This window comes from Nostoc sp. UHCC 0302, from assembly GCF_038096175.1.
Classification (GTDB): Bacteria; Cyanobacteriota; Cyanobacteriia; order Cyanobacteriales; family Nostocaceae; genus UHCC-0302.
In genome coordinates, this window is the sequence record NZ_CP151099.1 from 2954021 (window position 1) to 2975797 (window position 21777).

18 protein-coding genes and 1 pseudogene are annotated in these 21777 nt (G+C 41.1%); 7 read left to right on the forward strand and 12 right to left on the reverse strand.

Annotated features, from left to right (window positions below; all coding sequences use genetic code 11):
- Positions 1-53 precede the first annotated feature (53 nt).
- The 4 genes and pseudogenes from WKK05_RS12525 to WKK05_RS12540 form a co-directional block, all read left to right on the forward strand.
- Positions 54-224, forward strand: a pseudogene (locus tag WKK05_RS12525) (sigma factor-like helix-turn-helix DNA-binding protein); the annotation flags it as partial.
- A 39-nt stretch (positions 225-263) separates the two neighbouring features.
- The gene (locus WKK05_RS12530) at positions 264-539 is read left to right on the forward strand and encodes an HNH endonuclease (RefSeq protein WP_341530017.1); all 276 of its coding nucleotides are present in this window, start codon (positions 264-266) and stop codon (positions 537-539) included.
- 564 nt (positions 540-1103) lie between these two features.
- Positions 1104-1391: a hypothetical protein gene (locus WKK05_RS12535; RefSeq protein WP_341530018.1), complete on the forward strand. Its 288-nt coding sequence runs from the start codon at positions 1104-1106 to the stop codon at positions 1389-1391.
- Between the two features lie 567 nt (positions 1392-1958).
- Entirely contained in the window at positions 1959-3347 is a 1389-nt protein-coding gene (locus WKK05_RS12540) for an NCS2 family permease (RefSeq protein WP_341530019.1), read from the forward strand.
- Between the two features lie 31 nt (positions 3348-3378).
- Here the strand turns inward: WKK05_RS12540 and WKK05_RS12545 are convergent, their stop codons facing one another.
- Both WKK05_RS12545 and WKK05_RS12550 read right to left on the reverse strand, forming a co-directional pair.
- The gene (locus tag WKK05_RS12545) at positions 3379-8622 is read right to left on the reverse strand and encodes an NHLP family bacteriocin export ABC transporter peptidase/permease/ATPase subunit (RefSeq protein ID WP_341530020.1); all 5244 of its coding nucleotides are present in this window, start codon (positions 8620-8622) and stop codon (positions 3379-3381) included.
- 61 nt (positions 8623-8683) lie between these two features.
- A complete protein-coding gene (locus WKK05_RS12550) occupies positions 8684-10123 on the reverse strand; it encodes an NHLP bacteriocin system secretion protein (RefSeq protein ID WP_341530021.1) in 1440 nt (479 codons plus the stop codon).
- A gap of 732 nt (positions 10124-10855) precedes the next feature.
- Between WKK05_RS12550 and WKK05_RS12555 the strand changes: the two genes are divergently transcribed.
- Positions 10856-11107: a hypothetical protein gene (locus WKK05_RS12555; protein ID WP_341530022.1), complete on the forward strand. Its 252-nt coding sequence runs from the start codon at positions 10856-10858 to the stop codon at positions 11105-11107.
- A gap of 199 nt (positions 11108-11306) precedes the next feature.
- Here WKK05_RS12555 and WKK05_RS12560 read toward each other — a convergent pair whose 3' ends face one another.
- Positions 11307-11573, reverse strand: a complete 267-nt coding sequence (locus WKK05_RS12560) for a GFA family protein (RefSeq protein WP_341531076.1) — start codon at positions 11571-11573, stop codon at positions 11307-11309.
- Between the two features lie 507 nt (positions 11574-12080).
- Here WKK05_RS12560 and WKK05_RS12565 point away from each other — a divergent pair.
- Positions 12081-12308, forward strand: coding sequence for a hypothetical protein (locus WKK05_RS12565; RefSeq protein WP_341530023.1), 228 nt, complete (start codon positions 12081-12083; stop codon positions 12306-12308).
- Between the two features lie 548 nt (positions 12309-12856).
- Here the strand turns inward: WKK05_RS12565 and WKK05_RS12570 are convergent.
- Entirely contained in the window at positions 12857-14158 is a 1302-nt protein-coding gene (locus tag WKK05_RS12570) for an IS1634 family transposase (RefSeq protein WP_341530024.1), read from the reverse strand.
- On the opposite strand from WKK05_RS12570, the gene WKK05_RS12575 reads away from it, so the two are divergent.
- On the forward strand, positions 14147-14458 hold the full coding sequence (locus WKK05_RS12575; RefSeq protein ID WP_341530025.1) for a hypothetical protein: 312 nt from the start codon (positions 14147-14149) through the stop codon (positions 14456-14458). The genes WKK05_RS12570 and WKK05_RS12575 overlap by 12 nt on opposite strands.
- Positions 14459-14671: 213 nt before the next feature.
- Here the strand turns inward: WKK05_RS12575 and WKK05_RS12580 are convergent, their stop codons facing one another.
- The 8 genes from WKK05_RS12580 to WKK05_RS12615 all read right to left on the reverse strand — a co-directional run bounded on the left by WKK05_RS12580 (position 14672) and on the right by WKK05_RS12615 (position 21617).
- Positions 14672-15910 carry an acyl-CoA dehydrogenase family protein gene (locus WKK05_RS12580; protein WP_341530026.1) on the reverse strand — a complete coding sequence of 413 codons (1239 nt, stop codon included), beginning with the start codon at positions 15908-15910 and terminating at the stop codon, positions 14672-14674.
- Positions 15911-15931: 21 nt separating this feature from the next.
- Positions 15932-16075, reverse strand: coding sequence for a hypothetical protein (locus WKK05_RS12585; protein ID WP_341530027.1), 144 nt, complete (start codon positions 16073-16075; stop codon positions 15932-15934).
- Between the two features lie 188 nt (positions 16076-16263).
- On the reverse strand, positions 16264-17085 hold the full coding sequence (locus WKK05_RS12590; protein WP_341530028.1) for a class I SAM-dependent methyltransferase: 822 nt from the start codon (positions 17083-17085) through the stop codon (positions 16264-16266).
- Positions 17086-17344: 259 nt separating this feature from the next.
- Positions 17345-17878, reverse strand: a complete 534-nt coding sequence (locus tag WKK05_RS12595) for a hypothetical protein (protein ID WP_341530029.1) — start codon at positions 17876-17878, stop codon at positions 17345-17347.
- Positions 17832-18861, reverse strand: a protein-coding gene (locus tag WKK05_RS12600; RefSeq protein ID WP_341531077.1) for an IS630 family transposase whose coding sequence is annotated in 2 segments (ribosomal slippage) — positions 17832-18441 and positions 18440-18861 — 1032 coding nt in all. Because the reading frame shifts where the segments join, the coding sequence is not laid out codon by codon here. Before WKK05_RS12600 ends, WKK05_RS12595 begins: the two co-directional genes overlap by 47 nt.
- A gap of 96 nt (positions 18862-18957) precedes the next feature.
- The gene (locus tag WKK05_RS12605; protein WP_341530030.1) at positions 18958-19371 is read right to left on the reverse strand and encodes a PhnD/SsuA/transferrin family substrate-binding protein; all 414 of its coding nucleotides are present in this window, start codon (positions 19369-19371) and stop codon (positions 18958-18960) included.
- 194 nt (positions 19372-19565) lie between these two features.
- Complete coding sequence (locus tag WKK05_RS12610; protein ID WP_341530031.1) at positions 19566-20903, reverse strand: LLM class flavin-dependent oxidoreductase; 1338 nt, start codon at positions 20901-20903, stop codon at positions 19566-19568.
- Positions 20904-21011: 108 nt separating this feature from the next.
- Entirely contained in the window at positions 21012-21617 is a 606-nt protein-coding gene (locus WKK05_RS12615; protein WP_341530032.1) for a nitroreductase family protein, read from the reverse strand.
- Positions 21618-21777 lie beyond the last annotated feature (160 nt).

Here is a 21777-nt window from a genome sequence, read left to right on the forward strand (position 1 = left end):
TGATATGCTCCCGAGTTGCACTTCCACATTCCGTAAAATGTCAGACCTTAATACAACGAGAAATACTAACTCTACGTTTTGGGTTAGAGAATGACCATCAACTGAGCTTAACTCAGATTGGAGAACGCCTTAACTTGAGTCGAGAACGAATCCGTCAGCTTGAAAATAAAGCACTTACTATTCTTCGTCGTCAACAAAGCGACATTAAGGAGTATCTTAATTAATTAGAATTTACTCACGCTCAAGTTGTCGAATAGGAGAGTATGAGCCGAAGCTGCTATCCATCTAACTGGAAACAAATTGCTACTGCTGTAAAAAATGCCTCCTCGTGGCAGTGTTCTAGATGCGGTCGAGTCTGTCTGCGCCCAGATGAAAAGCCATTGGAATTGACTTTGAGTCAGCGTCGGGTTTATAACCTCCAGGTTCATGACTGGAATATGAATCCTGAAGATAACCGCTTAGAAAATCTTGCTTCGTTATGTAGCAGCTGCCTGTACTACCATCGCGGACGTAAAGGGAATGTTTCATCTGGTCATTAGAATGCAACGTCTCCACATACATTTAATCAACAACGCCAAAAAATCAAATATGAATCCTATAGCAAACTGTTTTAAGCAATAGGCTATTATCGCTAGTCATAGTATCTTTTCTAGCTGACATTTAATATTGCTTTTGCTTTATTCCCTTTCAAGTTTTGCACCCCTGACTAGTCTAAACTTCAGTTACATAAAGTGCCTCCTAAAACTCTATTTATAAAACTTACAGTTAATCAACAAAATAACCCTATTCTGTCACTTTGAGAGAAGCTGATGCCTGAAAGCCTTTGAGAGCTTTACTTTTGGGTTTTTGGCTATAAATTTTAATTTCTGTTAGAAAAGAAAAGCTCAAAACTATATCAAATCAAAGTTTCAGAGTTTCGCTCTGATTATTGTTTTCCGCAAGTGCCATAAGAGGGATAATCAAGGATTACTACAAAAGAACCTACTAAACACACTTTTCCCACTTTATTAAATCTTTATTAATTTTGCGTTTTCTGCTTAGTAAAGTAATAAACATACCGTCATGAAGGACTTACTTCACTTAGCAAAATACAAGGAGAATTCATGCATAAAATCAAAACCGCTGATTTCCAATCTAGCCTTATTGAAGAATTGGATGACGCAGATTTAATGGCAATAGTAGGTGGTGGACTTGTTGATGGGTTGGTAACTGGTGTTGCTGATGCTAATAATGCTATAGGCAACGGAGGTAGGCCTACATCAGGCGCTCTTACCTTGGTAGGAACAACATTAATAAATACTGGGGTATACGTCCTGACCGTTACTGGTGGAGTAGAGGGTGGTCTTCAAGCTGTAAACGCAACAGTAACAGGAGTTGCTGGTCAAGTCTAAAGTGAGGATGCCAGTCACTCATTGATATTACGTGTTTGCGGACTTAAAAGTATGGTTCAGTCTATTTAACAAGAAAGAATTCAGTCCTTCTGGAGTCAGAATAAAGCCAAGAATTCTGTACGAGTAGCGGATAGCGCAGCGTAAAGCCAACTCTGAGAGAGGCTCCGCCCTAAGCGGAGCTATGCCGCAGGCTTTACGGCATGGCTGAGTCGCAAAGCGACACCAAGGCGAACGCTTAGAGCAAGTCTGCGTATCGCTAAAGCGAAAGCTCCGCTAACGCCTTGGTCTCGAAGAGAGCGTCTGAATAAGTGGGTTTAAATCCCCCATTAAATCTTCTCTTTCCCTACGGGAGGCTGCGCCAACAGAGACTAAGGCGAATGATTTATGGTCAACTTTCGTAGTGGTGGATCTAAATCCCCCACTAAAAGGTTGCTGATTTCTGTTAGCGTAGCGGGGCGCAGCCTATCCTGACTTCTGGATTCTTCTTTTAAGTCCTTCATTAAGCCCCTATTCAAACTAGGGGCTTATTTATTTATTGGGAGCGAATCATCATCATTACTTCAGTTTATGAAATTATTTAAGTCCAAATTTATCTTAACTACCTCAGTTCCTCAATTTTTTAAGTTTGAACAATTAGCTACTACTTACCGAACAGAGGTTCTAGCAGGTGTCACAACGTTTATGACTATGGCTTATATTTTGGTTGTGAATCCCACAATCTTATCAAATGCTATATTTATCGCTCAGCCCGGTGATTTGTTCAATCAGCTTGTGACTACTACAGCCATTTCTTCGGCGTTCGCAACTGCCCTTATGGGACTGTTGTCTAATTATCCCTTTGCCGTTGCTCCCGCAATGGGTTTAAATGCTTTTTTTGCTTTCTCAGTTGTGTTGGACTTGAAGATGAACTGGCGCTTGGCGCTAACATCTGTCCTCATCCAAAGCTTAATTTTCATCGGCTTAATTCTATCCAATATCCATATCCAAATTATCAAAGCGATTCCAGCTTCCCTCAAATATGCCACTGTAGCGGGCATTGGTTTGTTCATTGCCTATATTGGTCTTTCTGGTGTTCCTGAACCTCCCACTCTAGGAGCAGGTATTATTGTTGCTAGTAAAACGACCTTGACAAGTATTGGCTCCTTCAGGCAACCAGCTACTTTACTCTCAGCTTTTGGTTTATTGCTTACCGCTACTTTGGTAGCACGCCATATTAAAGGAGCGATATTATGGGGTATCTTCGCTACAGCGCTGTTAGGTTGGATACTAAATATTGCTCCCTGGCCTGAAAAAATTATTGCCCTACCTGAATGGCCACAAAGTTTGACGAGCCAAGCATTCACTGGCTTGAGCTACCTGACACCGAAGCAAATTTGGAACTTTGTATCTGTGACACTTACCTTTTTATTTGTAACTTCTTTCGACACTATTGGCGCACTGACTGGTTTGGGACAACAGGCTGGTTACATTAATAAAAATGGTGAATTGCCTCACGCTACCAAGTCTTTGTTAGCGGCTGCTATGGGCATAACCTTTGGGGCATTGATGGGTACTTCCCCTAGTGCGACCTATCTAGAATCTGCCTCTGGCATCTCCGAGGGTGGACGGAGTGGTTTCACATCTATGGTAGTAGCAGGCCTGTTTCTGCTTTCTGTGTTATTTACTCCCTTATTTGCAGCAGTGCCTAATTTTGCAACAGCTCCTGCATTGATTATGGTGGGTTTTTTGATGATAAGTAGCGTGCAAAACATTAATTGGAATGATCCAGCAGAAGCAATTGCCGCATTCCTAATTCTTCTAACTATGCCCCTCACTTACTCGATTGCAGAGGCATTAGCAATTGGTTTGATTATTTACCCTTTGATTAAAATTTCACAAGGACTGGCTCAGCAAGTGAATAAGACTGTATATTTTCTAGCAGCTATCTCTGTGTTTCACTTCCTACTAAAGAGTTAAGAAGACTTGCGCTAATACCTGTTAATCATGATCATTGCATCTGCCGAGCCATTAGCTGGGCAAACAATCCTTCAGTAGTTGCCAATTCTTGAAAAGTTCCTTGTTGCACGACTCGGCCTACTTGAAGTACATAAATGCGGTGAGCGTTACGGATGGTACTAAGCCGATGGGCAATAACGATTCTAGTTACTTGCAATTCATCTAAGCTTTGATTAACAATTGCCTGTGTTTGATTATCTAAAGCACTAGTAGCCTCATCAAAGAGTAGAATTTGGGGTTTGAGAGCCAATGCTCTAGCAATCAATAAGCGTTGTCGTTGTCCACCAGAGATATTATTACCTCCTTCACTGACAACAGTGTGCATTTGCATCGGCATTGCAGCAATATCATCAGCTAACCCTGCCATTCGGGCAGCCTCCCAAGCTTGGTCAAAAGTCAGAACTGCACCACAGGCAATATTGTCAAAAATAGAAGCTGACATTAAGTGATTATTTTGCATTACTACACCTAATTGGCGACGCACAGCATGGACATCCAGTGAGGCTAAGTCTTGCCCATCGTAGTAAATCGCACCAGATTTCGGTGATTCAAACCCCAAAAGTAATCTCAACAGAGTTGATTTTCCACTACCAGAAGTTCCGACGATGGCAATAAATTCTCCGGCTTGAGCATGAATGCAGATATCATCTAAGGTCAATGGGCCATCATCCCGGTAGCGAAAGCTGAGTTGATCAACAACTAATTTTCCAGATATTTTGCCTGGATATATCTGTCTAGAATTAATTTCGAGTTGGGCTTGTAGAATTGGTTGAGCGCGTTGCCACAAAGGCAAAATTTGCAAAACTTCAACAACTGTGTTGCTTAAACTAGTAATACCACTAATAAAAGTGCCAAAAGCGACATTGAATGCCAAAAAAGTACCAATCGATAAGCTATTTCCTCCTGGTGTTTGTGACTGCCCAATTAAGTTAGTAGAAAACCAAAATAAGGCAGCAGTTGTAAGTGTAGGTAACACTTGATTAACAACTGTAAGGCTGTCTTCAATACCTTTAGTACTGAGCATGAGTTTGAGTTGCTGAGTATACTGTTTGCCCCAGTAAGCAAAGGCAAGGGTTTCAGCTTTGGCAACTCGGAGTTTGGCAACACTATTAACTAACTGCACCATCAGACCAAAGACTTGTCCTTGTAAGTCTAATAAAGGGCGAACTTTACGGACAATCAAAATACCGGAGATAATAGTAATAGCAACATTGATCAGTACCATTACGCAAGCCCCCAAAGCCAGGATTGGACTGTAGTAAAACAATAGTCCCAAATTAAGGAGTGAAAACAAACTAGAGAAAATTGTTTTTAAGACTGTATTACCTAGTCTCTGACGAATTTGACTAATAGCTGTAACTCTAGAATTTAAGTCCCCAACTGAAAAAGAGCGAAAAAAGTCAGCTTTGAGATTCAAAAATCGATCCCACACTGCTGCTTGAGTAGAAGAATCGGCAAAAGTTTCTAGCCTAATGGTAGCTAAACCTTGGGCTAATTGAAACAGCATTCCGCCAAAGGCAGCAGCTAATAGGCTAAAGCTAATTTGACTTAACAAATTGCGATTGGCATCTGGGATAGCTTTGTCAATCAGGATGGCTGTAGCTTGCGGTGTCAGCATTCCTAACAGAGTTACACTAATTCCCGTTAACGTCATTATTATCAGTTCTTTATAATGACCTTGAAGAGCAAACCTAAGTAAACCAAAAGTTTTGAGTTGTTCACTAGGGAAAGGTCGATAAAACACATAAGCCGTGGGAGCTACTAACCCTGTGGCAATTTGGGCATCCACAGTTATCCGGCGCTGTTCTCCTGGAGTATAAAGTTCGTAACGATTGTCCGAAACTGGCAACAGTGCAACTGGCAAGTTACCCTCAAGCGTGTATCCGAGCATCGGGCCACAATCCTTTCGCCACCAATTTTTCGGTAATTTAATTCGCCGCACACGAATATGCGTTGCACGAGCGATCGCCTCTACAGAATCTTGCATTTGTTGCAAATTCTGTGAGGTATTTGGAGAACGAATCTTAATGCCTAAAGCCTTACCTACAGCACCAGCAGCAACAAGTAAGGCTTGATTTGGGTCTAGTGGTTTAATACTAGTAACAGATAGTGAATTATTACTTGTTTTGCCTTGACTATATTGCAATACAGATGCCAATTCTGTTAACGTCGCCTGCATGACTTGGCGCTCAAGACGTTCTCGATTTTGAAATCTGAGTAATTCTGTATCTATTTGGCGGTATTGAAGTAAATTAATGCAGTTGAGGAAATAAGTTTGCAGTTGAGATAAACTGTTTAACAAGGAATCGAGATCGAAGTTTTCTAAAGGAGCAATAGTTTCTACCTCCACAGTTTCATCCGCTTGAAACCACATATTTGCAGCTAAAGGCAAGATGACAAATGCAGAAGTTAGTGGTAGTTCTTCAAACCCCATCCATCTAGCACGCCCTTGCAGAAGCCGTATCCACAATACATGATCTTGAGACCCAAAGATTTGATTATTGCTCAGATAGAAGTGATTGCTGTCCGAGAGCGATATTGATGTTGGGGGCGAAATAATATCAACAAGTGCTGTACCTATTTGCTCAATCCATTGTTCAATAAGAGTTAAAGCTTCACTAGGAGCGTTAGCAAAACTAAGAGTAAACTCGGCTCTCGATATTTTAACAAGTTCTGTATCTTCAAGTGCCACGGCTAACATCTGGAAATGTTGCCCATCTTTAGGTGGAGCAACAGCAAACATCATTTGTCCGGCTGTGGCACTAAATAAGTAACGGCGAGTTCCTACTTGTACGCCATCATCAAGTGCGATCGCAAATATCCCTAAATAACCAGATTTTACCAGCCAAATTGTCTGCGGTTCATCTAACAGTAGCAATTGATTGTTCTGAAAATTGTAGTTTTGCCCATTGAAATTTGGCAAGCAGGAAATCTTGGAGGCTCTTGAGGAAACAGAGTTATTGTTCAGTAATTCTTTTTCTCCCTCTGCTCCGTCTGCTTCAGGAGCCTCACCAAAGCCCTCTGCTTGTTGAGAGCGAATCAATTGGGAGTACAATCCTTCAATTTGGTTTAATTGATTATGAGTTCCACGCTGAACTATCCTGCCTTGCTCTAAAACAATGATTTCATCACAGTCTCGAATAGTCGAAAGTCGATGTGCCACGATGATGCAAGTACAACCGCGTAAGCGCAGATTTCGACTGACAATTTTTTCGGTTTGGGCATCAAGGGCGCTAGTGGCTTCATCCAGAATCAGGATGCTCGGATTATTTACTAAAGCACGAGCAATTTCCAGCCGCTGCCGTTGACCACCACTTAAATTAACTGCACCTTCTAAAAGGTTGCTATCGTACCCATGAGGCAATGAGATAATAAAATTGTGCAACGCTGCATCTTGACAAGCCCGAACGAGTTGAGTGTTGGGTATAGTAGTATCCCAAAGCGTCAAATTGTCTCTGATACTGCCAGCAAACATTAAAATCTCTTGCTCGACGACTGATATCGAGTTAGCTAATATCTGACGAGAAATCTGGTCTTTTGATTTGCCATCAAAGCGAATCTCTCCTTGCCAAGATTCGTAAAGCCCACACAGAAGTTTGGCAATTGTAGACTTCCCAGAACCACTGCTGCCCACTATCGCTACTCGCTGCCCTGGCTGGAGTGAAAGGTTCAAGTTCTCCAGCAGTGGCGGGGCAATTTGACTATAACCAAATGTGACATTACGTAACTCAACATATCCTTGTAATTTGGGCAGAAAGCCAGGAAATAAGTAATTATCTTCTTCTGACTTTACCCCAAAGCTTTTTTCCTGTTGTAACTGTCGATCAATGGAGTGAGCTAAAACATCATCAAGCCGATTCAAATTCCCTTCCATTTGTTGCAGGTCACTGCCTAGGTTAACCAGACTACTGACTGGTGCAAGAAACCTTTGCATCATGCCCTGAAAAGCGATCAGCATTCCGATACTCATGCTTCCATCCATTACACGCCAACCACCCACAGCTAAAATTAACATCGACGCTGTTGCTGACAAAAAGCTAGGTAAAATTCCCAATATTTGATTCGTCGATTCTAATTCCTGACTTGTATTGATGGCTTTAGTGTAGTGACCCGCCCATTTCGAGAAAAAATCTGACTCTAACCCTGATGCTTTAAGTGTTTCTATACTTTGAAGGCCAGAAATAGCGACACCGTTAACTTTTCCATATTCTTGGAGTAGTTTTATATTGACATCTGTGCGCCACCTTCTGAACCATTGTAAAACACCGAGGTTAACTGCTACAAAAACAAGTGCAATTGCAGTTAGCACTATGTCATATTGCAGCATAACTACCAAATATAGAAATACTGTAACTGCTGCAATTACTGTCGTAGCTAGTTTCCCTGAAAGTATAACAGCGATACTATCATTGAGGCTGACGCGACTGCTGATTTCTCCAGCAAATCGCTGATCGTAAAAACTCATCGGCAGGCTGAGAATATGCCAGACAAACCTGCTATTCATTCCTACTGACAACTTGATTTTTAACTGCCGTAAAAATTGTAATTGTAGCAGCGACAAAAATCCATTTACCCCCGCTGTTAACAGCATCCCCAGAATCAAGGGACGCAACCATTCATCTCGATGCTCAATTAAGATGTTATCTATAAATATTTGGGAAAATGCAGGCATCGCTAGCCCTGGAATTACTAGCAAAAATCCGGCGACTATGCAGTAAATTAAAGCACCAGTAGAACTTTTGAGTCGTGACCACAGAGCTAGGACAGTGCTAGGTTTGTCTCCCCCTGGCATAAACTCTGGAGTCGGTTCTAAAACTAGTACTATACCAGTATAAGCTCCATTGAATTCTTCTAAAGAGACACTACGCCGTCCACTTGCTGGGTCATTTAAATATACTTGCCCTTTGCTAAATCCCTCTACTACTAGGAAATGATTAAATTTCCAAAATATAATATATGGAGGTTTTAGCTGTCTCAAACCAGCTAAGTTAGTCTTAAAGCTCTTAGTACTAAGTTGATAATTTCTGGCAGCTTTCAATATATTGGCGGCGCTGACTCCATCTCGCGATACACCACACGCTTGCCTAAGTTCCGTCAGTGGCACAATTCGACCCCAGTAAGCCAGAATGATTCCCAAAGCCGCAGCACCACATTCCACTATCTCCATTTGTACTAACGTTGGAGTCCGATACCGCTTGTTTTCATGCCCCCTTAAGTTTTTCAGATTTTGCCACATACAATCATTTATATTAAGTAAAACTCTGATTTTTCATGCTTTGACTTACTGATTCTAAATATCAATTAATGCCACTCCAAGAACGGAACAACGGCAAGACAAAAGTAATCGGGGCGCTCTCTTCTACAGTGACTTGTACAGTAGTGGTAGTTCCAGGGGTTACTGTCAACTCTGGCCCTTGAGAAGAAGACCATTTGTAGCGGCTGAAGGTCGATGCGTCTGGTTGTAGTCGGGCAGTAACTTGAATTTGTGGCCCCTGTGACATAAATCCTTGGACGATTTCGGAATTGCCTATAACGCTTAATGCACTCTCTTTAGTCACTGGATAAGCTGAGACATCTGTAACAGAGCCAATTATTCCACCAAAACGTTCTCGTTGCACTGTGCTAGGCGTGATTTGTATTTTCATCCTTGGTTGAATTTTCTTACCATCACCTACTGGGAAAAATGCTACGCTTACGGGTTTATCTGATGCTTGTTGGGCGGCGATCGCTCCAATTACTGTACCTTGTAGTACAACCTGTCCTGGTGTTGCAGATATTTCTAAAATCCTTCCAGTGTAACTGCTTTTAATCTGGCTGTTTTCTACTAATTGCACTGTTAATTGAGCAATATTCCGTTGGACTTCCTGAATATCTTGTTTACGGTTAGTGTCAGCTTCTAAGTCCTGTTGTTCTGATGTCACCTGTTTGCTATCTAGTTGCTTTAACTGCACTTGCAAATCTTTAATTGAGTTCAGATTTTCTAGATATTGTCTTTCGGCATCTGCTTCTTTGACATCCAGTTGCTTAAGTTGCGAGCGGGCTTCATTAATTTGTTTGGCTGCGTTTAAGTAGTCTTGCTGTGCCTGGAGTAGTGTATCACCAGAAATTGCTCCCTGTTGCAATAGTTGTTGGCGTTTATCTAATCTTTGTTTGAAAGTTGGTAGCAGTTGCAAAGCAACTTCCAAGCTTTGTATTTGGCTAATCCGATCTTGTCGAATTGAGTCTAACCCTTTCTCCTTTAGAATTGATGTTAGCTTCTTTGTTGAGAGTAAGTTTTGCTGCAAGCTTTGGCGTTGCTGTTCAATTGCCTGCTTATCTACATCTTGCCGCCGTTGCTGTAAGGAGTTAACATCACGCCCCTGTTGTTGCAGTTGCGTCAGTTTGTCTCGTACTAGTTGTAGCTGCTTCAGCAGTTCGCTTTGGTCTAACGTTGCCAGTACATCTCCTCGTCTCACAAAGTCGCCAACTTTAACATTTACTGTTCGCAACCTACCTGCAATTGGTGATTGGAAGGATGCAACCTTACTGGGGTAAACTATTATTCCAGTACCTGTGACTGTAATTGGGATTCTTCCTAAAATACTCCAAAAAACACCCGCTACCACTAACAAGCCAATAGTAAATAGAGGTAGCCACTTTTGAGGACTGACTACCTGCATGATTTGGTCTAGTTCTTCTGGAGAAGAAGCGCGTTCTAAAGCTTCTTTGCGGAACAAATTATTTTTAGGATTATTCACCAAATATTATTCAGTATCTAAACTATTTTTTGCTGTTATTAATACAAATCAATTACAGTTGAATAAATAATTAACTTTATTTGAATACTTAATCTTAAAACTAAAACTATTTTTAGTTATCTATTTTGAGCATCAATCCTCTAAACTATATAAAAAACTATTGCCTACTTAAAACATTTACATATACTAAATTATAGATTATCAACAGCATAATCAAGAGTTAGCATAAAACATCCCACTAAACCCACTAAACCCACTTGCTAAACAAGTAATAAAGTAGCATAATATACATTTATCTTCTTTTAACATAAGTACTGGGCTTAATTAGTACCTCTACCAGTTGAATAACTCTCTAGAGACGTTTACCATTAACAGTGAAGAAATTTGGCTCTTGTGATCGTTGAGAAATTTTTGATGGTTTCACTCTGTCAAAAGATATGTATGCATCATAAGACTTGTAGTTTCACGCTTCCCCATTTGGCGTACACAAATCTCTTCCCGACATTGCAGCCACAGTTTTCTCTTTCCTTGCCTACTCAAAGGATGCAATCACATAACTATTTCTCCTTTGCCACAAGAGGCTTTGCAACAAATACTTGCTTTGGTAACTTTATTTCCTTACTTGTTTGCAGTAGTTCTCTGCGCTACATTCACCAGTCGCACTCCTATTCAATTTTGACTCCTGACGAATGTATTCTCTATTATTAAGAAGTAAGGCCATTTTATTAGCCAATGCCCAGCAAGACAATTGAAGTCCGAGAGTACACCGTCAGAGCGCATAAGCGTGAGATTCACACCCGCGTTTTTAACTTTATTTGCCAGCAGTGCCAAGAACCAACGCAAAGAGAAACCTTTGGCCCGCGACCGCTCTATTGTGAAAAATGCCGCGCACCACAACCACCCAAGAAATCAACAGTAGTCCCGCGCAACAAAAGAAAGCCCAGAGCGATGAACTACAAGAGTGGCAAAGGTATAGCGGGGTGATTGTTGTTTAATGGTGGGCGATCGCACTTTGTAAGTGAAGCAGTGCGATCATTCGCCCTAACCTAACTTCATCTAGTAAAAAGTAACTCATCGTTTACTAGTCTGATAGAGGTACAAACTGTGCAAACACCTCTGCCCCCGTCAGGTTTTGGGTTTTATCTGCAAAACAGTAATACTCAAGTTTTTCATCAATAAATACCTAATGCTCGAAAACGAGACCTTCAAAATTATCGAATAATCCAACAGGCACGAAGTACTGGTTATTTTGTTTCAATTTGTAAAATAGATGGCTACCACACTGACTACAGAATCCACGCTCTGCCCCCAAGTGAAGACTGATGAATTTTGATATTTCCTTTACCAGAAAAGCTAAATCACTTTCACATTCAACAATTAATAAATGGCACTCCGCCCTACTTGCGACACGATACTCTCCTGCGAGATGAAAAACAGATATTTCCAGTATTCAGAGAGAGCAAATTCTATCTATGAAGTTGTTTTTGGACTTCCGTGTATCATTAGCTCCCAAGGTATTGAGCGCCAACTGGTGTTATCAAGAAATGCTCATAAACAACGCTTATTAGAAAAGCCAGCCACCCAAATAAATCAAACCTATAATTCTTTGCATAATTAAAATTAACTCATATAGTCTGTCTAAAAATATTCTAATTTTATTCTTTAAGATAGATGAGTTTTCTTAGTAAATTATTATCTTTTTAATATATTTTTTCATTATAAATTTAATATTATTTTTGTACTTCCATAAGATTTATCAATATCAGAAGCTCTAGTATAAAGTGGCAAGTAATAATACAATTAAGCAGTTAGTTGCTGGTTGTAAATAATTAATATTTCACTAACTCAATTTGACCGTTATCAGGTTAGGTGAGCCAAAAAGTTCAAGGAAACAAACCTTAAACTTTTCGGTTCACCTTGCCAAAAAACTTACCAATCTATTAGGTATCAAGAAATAATGTTGAAACGTCGCACAATACTAGTGGGTTTATCTGTGCTTAGCTTAACTTTGGCTGTGGGTACAAAAGCCTATGGACAATCCACTAGCGGGCCAGAAGCTTGGGAGACTGTCTATAATGATGCAGTTGCCGGTGCAACAAGGACAATTTCAGTTCCACTTTTAAGCTTCTTACTATCATCTATCCTGCAAATAGTCTACAACTTGAGAGGTGCTTGGGGCGGTTAATTTTCTGTTTCATATCCAAATAGAGAAGCTTAAACAGAGGCTTTTGCAGTGTAGTTTTGTGGTAATTTTTACACCTGCGCTCGCCTGACTATCGTTAACGCAGATTTTACTTAGCCAAATATTTTATAGCCCGTGAGGAGTCTTTTTTCTATGTTCAAACCTCGCACAATTTCTAGTGCCTTAACTGCAACTATCTTAGCCTTGGCCATCAGCGTACAGATATACATCTCACATTCCGCACCCTTAACTGTCACAATCGGTTATTACGGAAGTAAATTTAGTAAGAAAGAGTAAAAAATTACATTTATTTAGAAAAAGTACATTTGAGATAGAAAAATTTCTCAAATTTATTCTCAATAATCAGCAATAAATAACGAGGTTGATTTGGGAGAAAAATTTAATAATATAATTTTATTCTTAGAGACTTAATATATCATTGCAAATTATAATTATCTATAAATAAATTTAAAAACGCCATAAAAACTTTAGCTCATTAATTTTATTAATGGGTAAAATTGGATAACTAAAATATTAATAATATTCATAAATCAACTTATATATTTATAGTAATTACGGCAAGCTTCTGGGAGGGACAGGAGAATGTACTTCATTTCTGATGTCAAATTTAAAAATTCTGTTTTTTGCTGAAAAGTCACAAGATGAACTGATTGAAAACATTGAAATATCCACCGCATTGTCGGATTATTTATGGTTTTTCCTAATTGATTTTTTACAGTATAGTTTAAGGATTTCAAAGCCGCTCTAATCTCTCTTTGTGCCAGAGTATAAACTAGCAAACATAACCCCATTATCATTGCTAATGCTTCGATTCTTTCTGGGCTTTTCAGGAAAATACTATCTGCTAAAAATAAAGGACTTTTGAGAAAACTAAATCCTCTCTCATATGACTGTTGTGCTTTATATTCAGACAGCATTTTCTCGTTGCTCAGTTCTTTCTCTGACAAAATATTTGTAGTAATTATAAACCTTCCAGAACTTAACCTTTCTGGTTCAATAACATCTTTATTTTCAGCAACCCTGGCTGATATTTGATAATATTTCGATTGATTCTCTTCTTTGATGTCGGCATGTTTTTTGATAATTTCGATATTTTCTATCTGATGATATTTAAATTCTTTACTTATTTTGATTAATTCTTTTCTCGCATCAGCAGCACAAGCAAACTTCTCTTGTGCTAGTTTTTTTAACTTAGTTTGAGTATTAGTCAAAGCTTTTTCTATTTTCTTTGATAATTTCTTTAAGTCAGATTTTTTTCTATCTTGACTTTGTACAACTAACCATCTTTGCTCTATATCTCCATAATTTATTTTCTTTTGAGCGTATGAGTATCCTGATTTATCACTTTTAACAAATTCCGATTCTGTTAAACTCATCACTAAGCTTTTTGCTGATTTTATCGTCAATGGTACTCTAGTTAACCATTTGATACTCGACATTAACTTAATATTTGATTCTGTATATAATGCGCTATCTGCTACTATTAAACTATCAACTTTTATTCTTTTCTTATATTCAACTGCAATTTCTCCAAACTTTTTAGAATCAACTTCATTTCCTGATACTGTTTTTATATATATTGGTATATCTCCATCTCCTGAACATACTAATTCTGTAATAAATTGTTTTAAGTCTGGACGATGGTCACGCGAATAACCGTAGGTTAGTTTTATCGCTTGAGGTGATTTCCTCTCTTCATTTTCTTTTCCTATATAATCTGATTGTTTTTGATTATTAAAGATTACTTCTGGTAAACTATATTCATATTCTCCATCTACATCGATCGCTACCAACCACCAGCCGACCAGCGCGACGATGATTTGGGGACGCACCCTTACCTCGGTAACGCCCACGAATATCTAGAAAAAGTACCTGGCACTGCGCCCTACCTCAAAGACATCCACATCTTCAATCCAGCTGGTTTCGTCAGCTTCGGGCTACCGATTGGTGATGTACCCAGCATTCGCCGCGACGTGCCTGTAATAGTGTCTCGCATCAATCACGACTTATTCTTCACCGACTGGGAGCAGCACGAGGCACGCATCACCAGCGACAACATCGCACCGGACTTTGAGGACTCACTCTACGCCGCCGCAGTGTGGAAGCAACTAGCCAAGGCTTCAGTCAGCTAAGTCTGCGTAGGATTAAGAAGCAGAGGGCAGAGAACAGGGGAAGAAAGGAGTGTGGGCAATACTTGTCGGATTTTGGGGAAAAGGGAAAGAAAAAACCTTTAACCTTTTCCCAAAACCCAATTCCGAGTTAAAAATGCACAAAGTGAGTAGTATTGGGAGTGTAGGAAGTTTTCTTCCCCATCTCCTCATCTTCCCCATACCCTATACAAAATCTTAGAAGAATCCTCTTGTCGGCAGAGGCGTGCCGTTAATTTCGTAGTCTCCGATCGCACGAGCCTTAAAATGATTTGGGTTGTGTGAGGATAAGGTACGGGCGTTGCGCCAGTGGCGATCAAAGTTGGAGCTTTTCTTTGTTGTTGAAGCCCCACCAACTTCAAACAACAAGGTGGCTGAACGTAGAGCCAAATCATCGACAATCAATTTGGCTTTGGCTGCACTCAGAGAAGTTGCCAGTGCCGCAGCCGTTTCTGCCTCTTCACCCTGAGCTTGGGCAGCAGGGAGGCGATCCAGACCATCAGCTGCTGCTAAAACAATCGCTTCGGCAGCAAAGGCATTGGCGGCAATCTGCCCGACAGTCTGCTGCAAGATTGGGTCATCTGCTGCTTGCTCGGCTACGGCATGGTAGAAAGTCCGGGGTCGGGTACGGACGAGGGCTGTAGCATCACGCAGAACGCTGCGAATAATGCCAGCATTGATTGCTGTTAAAAATAATTGCGGGACGATATTGTATGGCAGGTTGTCTTTGTCTGTGTCTGTCTCAAAAATTACTTCGTCCGCCTCTACACGGACATTTGTAAATATTGTCGTTCCAGTGCTTGTAAGCCTTTGACCGAAGCCATCCCAGTCATCCACAAGGTCAATGCCCTCGCGATTGGTGGGAATGAGTATAAACGCTTTAGTGCCATCGGGTACTAGCACACGCACGAAAATCAAGTCTGCATAAAGGCTGCCAGTGCTGTAATACTTCGTCCCATTCAGCCGATAGCCGTGGTCATCGGGTGTTAATTTTGTATTCGCGACTTGGCCGCCACCAGATCGTTTGACTTCTAGTTCGGTCGTAGCGAGTCCAATAATCGCGCCATCGACGACGGCTTTCAGCCATCGCTGATTCCTTTGGGTGCGCTGAGAACGCAAAATTCGCTCTGTAACAGAGAAATGATTCCGTACAATGTGAGCCACGTTTGGATCGGCATCCCCCAGCTGAATCACGACCTCGAATAGTTCACGTGCCGTGCTACCACCACCACCTTCAGCAACGGGGATTCGCAATGCACCCAACCTAGAACGCCGGATTAATTCAACCACATTATGAGGAAGGATGCGATCGCGATCACGCTCACTTGCTCCCAGAGCAATGAAATCAAACAGCTGCTGAAGTTCTGGTGAATTTGCTCTCACAGGAGTCGAAAATTGAATTGTCGTATCTGCAAGTTTGTCTGGACTCTTAATCATTAGTTTCTATCTCCGAATACTTTATGGAAAATCTATGTTGGTGAGTGGTGAGGCAATTGCTAGTTCTAGGTGACGTGACTTTAGTACTACAAACTTGAAGAATGTTTCCAGCCTTGAGGCGATTACATCTGGTAACATATTCAAGCCATCGACTGCACTCGACAAAAACCATTCCTCTGTAAGGGTTTTAGATGTATTTAAGTTGTAAAAAATACTAAAAATTTACCATATTACCGTAGTTTGATACTCCCAAATTTTCCCCAAGTTGTCAATCTGTTTTAACGTCTTTTTGTAGGAAAGACTCAAAGTTGAAAGCAAAAAAGCGCCTAGTTGCGCGTGGGTCTCCGTGTTCCCTATTCCCTGTTCCCTGTTCCCTTTGAAAATAGGTGGGCTACGTATAAAGTAGTTAAGTAACCTTTAGTAATTTGACCATTGAATTTAGTATTAATTAATTCAGCGATCGCATCAAAAAAACGCGCCCTTTTAATGCTATCCAAACTGAGATGACCAGAGTAGGTATTCAAGAGGTTGAGATAGGTCGCAGTATCATATTCTGCATCCCATCGATAAGAGCAATATGTCACTTTACCAAACAAACCGGTTTGCTCAATCTCATCCGTTTTACTAGGTACTTCATGCTCACGAAGAAGAGGCTGATCATCTTTAACTAACTCAGGAACAAAGCGGCAATATAGCTGCTGCACCTCCTCAAAGAAGCCATTACTAGCATCACTATATACGTGCTCATTCCAAAATAGCGCGATCGCTCCTTCATATCTGAGGGCTTGAGCCGTTTTTTTGTAAGCAATACTTGGGTCAAGCCAATGGAAAGCAGTCGCCGAAATCACTAAATCAAAAGCATTTTCTTCCGTTACCCAATCCTCAAAAGCGATGTTACGCACTTCTACTTGCGGATAAGCAGCCAGATTTTTTTGGGCAACCCTAGCAAGATTCTTACCCAACTCAATGCAGAGTATATGATAACCCCGGCGGGCAAAGGGCACAGTTGCCTGACCAGTACCACAACCAATCTCTAATATCCTTCCGTCTGGAGTGATTTGTGAGAGAGACACCACATCGTCAAAAAGCGCTTCTGGATATCCTGGTCGAACTTGGTCATACAACAGCGCTACTTGATTAAAAGTGGTTCTTAAGTGACTTCTTTCATCTGTCATCAAATTTTAGATTTTGATATTGATTCATAGTTTAGTAGGATGCGATTATAGAAATTAGCCCTATGCACCACCAAGATTTGCAGTGCATTACGAGAACAGCGATAATACACCCTACGAAATTGTTCCTCGTTCCCTTTACCATAATTTGTAATTAGGGTAAATACTCCAGCCATTAAGAACATTAAAAAGTTGCGTTTTCTAGATACTATTAGCATAATGTATTGCCAATTTTTTCAGGCTTAATGTTCACTGCAAATGCTCAGGGCTTGATTTCTGCCGGGAATATAGCAGCATATTCTTCAGGAGTAAGTGTTACATCCTTGACATTAATCTTTTTAGTGATGAATTTTTGCTTATAGAACAAGTCAGATATCTCTTGCTGTCCTGCTATAACCTTATCGGTAATCGGTCTGATGCCAAAACGCCGACGCTTGACTATTGTTTCTAAGGTTGGTGAATCAAGCTTGGTATCACGTCCGACAATTTCAGCAACTTCTCGCGTATTTGCTTTAGACCATTCGCCTAATTTGTGGACTTCTTCAAGGACAATTTTTATTAACTCAGGGTTCTCTTTCACGAAGCTACGTGCAGCTATCCAATAGCCTCCTTGGGTTGAAAGTCCTTTAGCATTACGAAGAATCCGAACTTTTTCCGTTCTCTGAAATATAGCTAGGTGGGGGTCACCTAGCACAGCTGCATCAATGCTCTTACGCGATAATGCTGCACGAGTTTCTGCTGCTATAGGACTAATATTTGATTTCTGAAAAAGCTCCGTACATTTGAAGAGTGGCAAAATCAAAGGTAGTGTGTCGGATAAACCACTCAAACATCCACTTCAGATGAGAGAACGAAGGAATCAAAGCACAAAAACGCCGCAACCAGGTTTTAGGTTGTAACCAAATATCCTCAATTGGATTTTGTGATGGGCAATTAGGAGCAAAATGTATGCAGTGAATTTGCCATTGTTCTTCTGCTAAACCTTGGTTTACCTCGGCTAAAAAGTTTTGGACAAGATGAGAACGATGGTAAGAAGCGCCATTCCAAAAAAGAAGTAATCGTTGGCTCTTAGACTGGTCTAATAAATAACGTAAATAATCAATCGTATTGTCGGAATTACCAGCTTTGTAAGCTTTCATAAGTAACTTACCATTGAGATAGTCAACCGCCCCATAATATGTCTGTTTATCTCGTTCATTAATAATTTCCACAGCAATTTCTTGATCAGTTTTTCCCCAGACATATCCGGTTAAGTCTCCCCAGAGAAGATGGCACTCATCTATTAATAATACTCTCAGCCTTGCTGATTCTATTTCCTCTCTGTTGCTTTCCAACAATGATTCAATCTGTTTTTTTTGCGGCAACAGCCTCTTTATCAGCCTTTGGGTTCAAGGCAGTGGTTTTCTTCCAACTAATTCCTGCCTCGTCAAACAAATCGTAATAGCTTCGTTTTGATTCGTAGATCACATCATATTCAAATGCTAATTTGTACTCCAATTCACCCAGTTTCCAAATATCTTTAGTTTGCAACCAACTTAATACTTTTTCTCGCTGTTCATCGCTCAGATAACTCTTTCTACCTTGATAATTTAAGCGTAGTCCCGAAATTCCATATTCCTTATAGGTGTTCTTCCAGCTTGTTATCGAACCAATAGATACATCTAAAGTTGTTTGAATTTCCTCATATTTGTAGCCTTGATAAACCAGTTTCACTGCTAAAGCTTTCCTCACTTCACGGGCATCTGGGCGATTATCTATAAATTCTTGTAGTTCTGCGATTGCCGTTTCTATATACTGGTTTATCATTGTTCGCTCTTAGACAGATTTTTTCCTCCGTATTATCTCGCAATCTTTTTCAGAAATCAAATATGATTCCTATATTAGATTGAGATGTTTGACATCTTTTAGTTCTAATCCTCCTTCTTGTAAAGCTTTAACCACAAAGTATTGACTAGCAGTAGCTCTTTGAAAGGCAATTCCTTTACCTTTTAAATCAGCTATAGTTTTGATGGGGGAGTCTTCCGGTACTACGATCTCGGAACCTTCACCAGTACCCGGTATAGTATTAGCAAGAAGAACAAAAGGAATACCAGCTGCTTGGGCAAATATGGGTGGAGTTTCACCAACAGCACCGACATCCAAACCACCCACATTTATTGCTTCTAAAAGCTGTGGCCCATCTTTAAATTGCGCCCACTGCACTTGAATACCCAAGGGATTCAAGCGTTTCTCTAAAACTTGTCTACTTTTGGTGATATCCGCAGCAGTAAAATAGCCAATTCTTAACAATTTTGTATGATGTAAAAGTTGAAGATAACTCTCTCATCTAAACAATCTACTGTAACTCGACCAATTTACAGTAAATTGTGATTGCACGGACTTTACCACAAGCTAATTTAAAAATCAAGCAGCGAGGATGACGGTGCTATTGATGCAAGTGGTAAAAAGAAAGAAACAATACGTGTGATACTAGCGATCGCAGTTTACACCAGACTGGTCTGGAAGAAGCGGTTAACGGGGCGTGCCAATCCGAGATTTTCACGCAGCGTCTTGCCCTCATACTCTTTGCGAAAGATCCCACGGCTTTGGAGTTCTGGCACAACCTTGTCAACGAAATCGTTCAGCCCTTCAGGAACAAAAGGGAACATGATGTTGAAGCCGTCAGATCCTTCCTCTGTCAACCATTGTTCCATATCATCGGCGATAGTTTGGGGCGTGCCGACGAAGGCCAGCCCGCCATAACTACCGATGCGTTGCGCTAGTTGTCGAATAGTCAAGTTCTCACGTTGCGCTAAGGCTATTACTCTTTCTCGTGAAGAGTGACCAGCGTTAGTCGATGGAATTTCTGGCAAGGGGCCATCGGGATCAAAACCCGAAACGTCGTAGCCAAGCGCACTATTGAGGCTAGCGATCCCACTGTCATAATGTACTAGGCTATCTAAATGAAGACGCATGGTGTATGCTTCGGCGACGGTTTCCCCCACGATGACTAAAGCACCTGGAAGGATTTTTATGCTGTCTGGATCGCGTCCGATCGCCCGCGCCCGTCCTTTAATGTCTGCAAATAAAGCTTTACCAGCTTCCAGATTACTAGCAGGTGCAAACACAGCCTCGGCGGTTTCGGCAGCTAATTGCCGTCCGGCTTCGGATGCGCCTGCCTGAACGATTACCGGCCAGCCTTGGACAGGTCTAGCGATGTTCAATGGTCCCCGCACCGAGAGATATTTTCCCTGATGATTCAGAACGTGAAGCTTTGCAGGATCGAAATAAATCCCTGCTTCCACATCCCGAATGAAGGCATCATCAGCAAAGGAATCCCAAAGACCCGTGACGACATCATAAAATTCTCTAGCCCGCCGATAACGTTCATCATGCTCTACCTCTTCTTCTAAACCAAAGTTGAGCGCTGCGTCTGGATTGGCTGTGGTGACGATGTTCCAGCCAGCACGACCGCCACTAATATGGTCGAGAGACGCAAAGCGGCGAGCGATGTGGTAAGGCTGGTCGTATGTCGTGGAAGCAGTGGCTACCAGCCCAATGTGTTCGGTGACGCTGGCAAGGGCAGAAAGCAGGGTAAAAGGCTCGAAAGAAGTGACAGTATGGCTGCGTTTGAGCGCGTTGACTGGCATATTCAGCACCGCTAAGTGATCGGCCATGAAGAATGCGTCAAATTTGCCTTGTTCTAGTTTTTGAATAAATTGTTTCAGCGCCGGGAAGTTGAAATTAGCATCAGGCAAAGCCCCAGGATAGCGCCAAGCGCCAGTATGTATGCTGATCGGGCGCATGAATGCACCCAGTTTCAATTGCTTCGAACTGCTCATCTGGAATAGGTTATTAGTGAATACAAGTCTTTAAGTATGGGAAAGACAGCCGATGTAACGGACAATCGCTTTTACAACTCAGTACCTACAATACTTCAGCCTCGATCTTTAGTCTTTTAACAAGGCGGAGGTATGTCCCCACTGTCCAGTAAAGACAAATTCTTTCAACGGCTTGCGGACACGGGGAGCCAGTTCGCGATCGCGTAGTCCATCAGGGAGGCTTTGGGGATCGCCAGGATAGCCAACTGTCACCACAGTTGCAGGCTCATAGTCTTCTGGAATTTGGTATATTTCCCTGGCGGTATCTGCATTAAATCCCGCTATTTGATGGGCAAATAAACCAAGAGAAGTCGCCTGAAGGATCAGGTTTTCTAAAGCCAGTCCGACATCATGAAATGCGTGTCTGTTTGTCTTCCCGTCGTCAGTAAGGATTTTAGCGACTGCAAGTATCAGTACCGGAGCATTTTTCGCCCATCCTTGATTAAACTCAACCAAGGTACTAAGTAGACGATTGTATTCTGTTGAGTCATCTTTGGTGGCAACAATAAAGCTCCAAGGCTGATGATTGTAGGAAGAAGGTGCCCAACGGGCTGCTTTTAGCAATGAGAGTAGTTTATCCTGCTCAACTGAGCGATCGGCAAAAGCTCTAGGACTCCAACGACTCTGGATAAAGTTATGAACAGGGTATTGCGTTTGGGCAAGTTTCTGCGTCATTTTAATGAATTTCCTTATCGATACTCAGTAAGTTGCCAATTGAAGATAACTAGGATTAAGAAACGGAAATTTTTAGCCTTCTTTTACAAAACTTAGTAAAGCTAACAATCTAGGCTTTAATTGATTTTTAGATATAAATAGTGAGCCAGCATGAGCAATC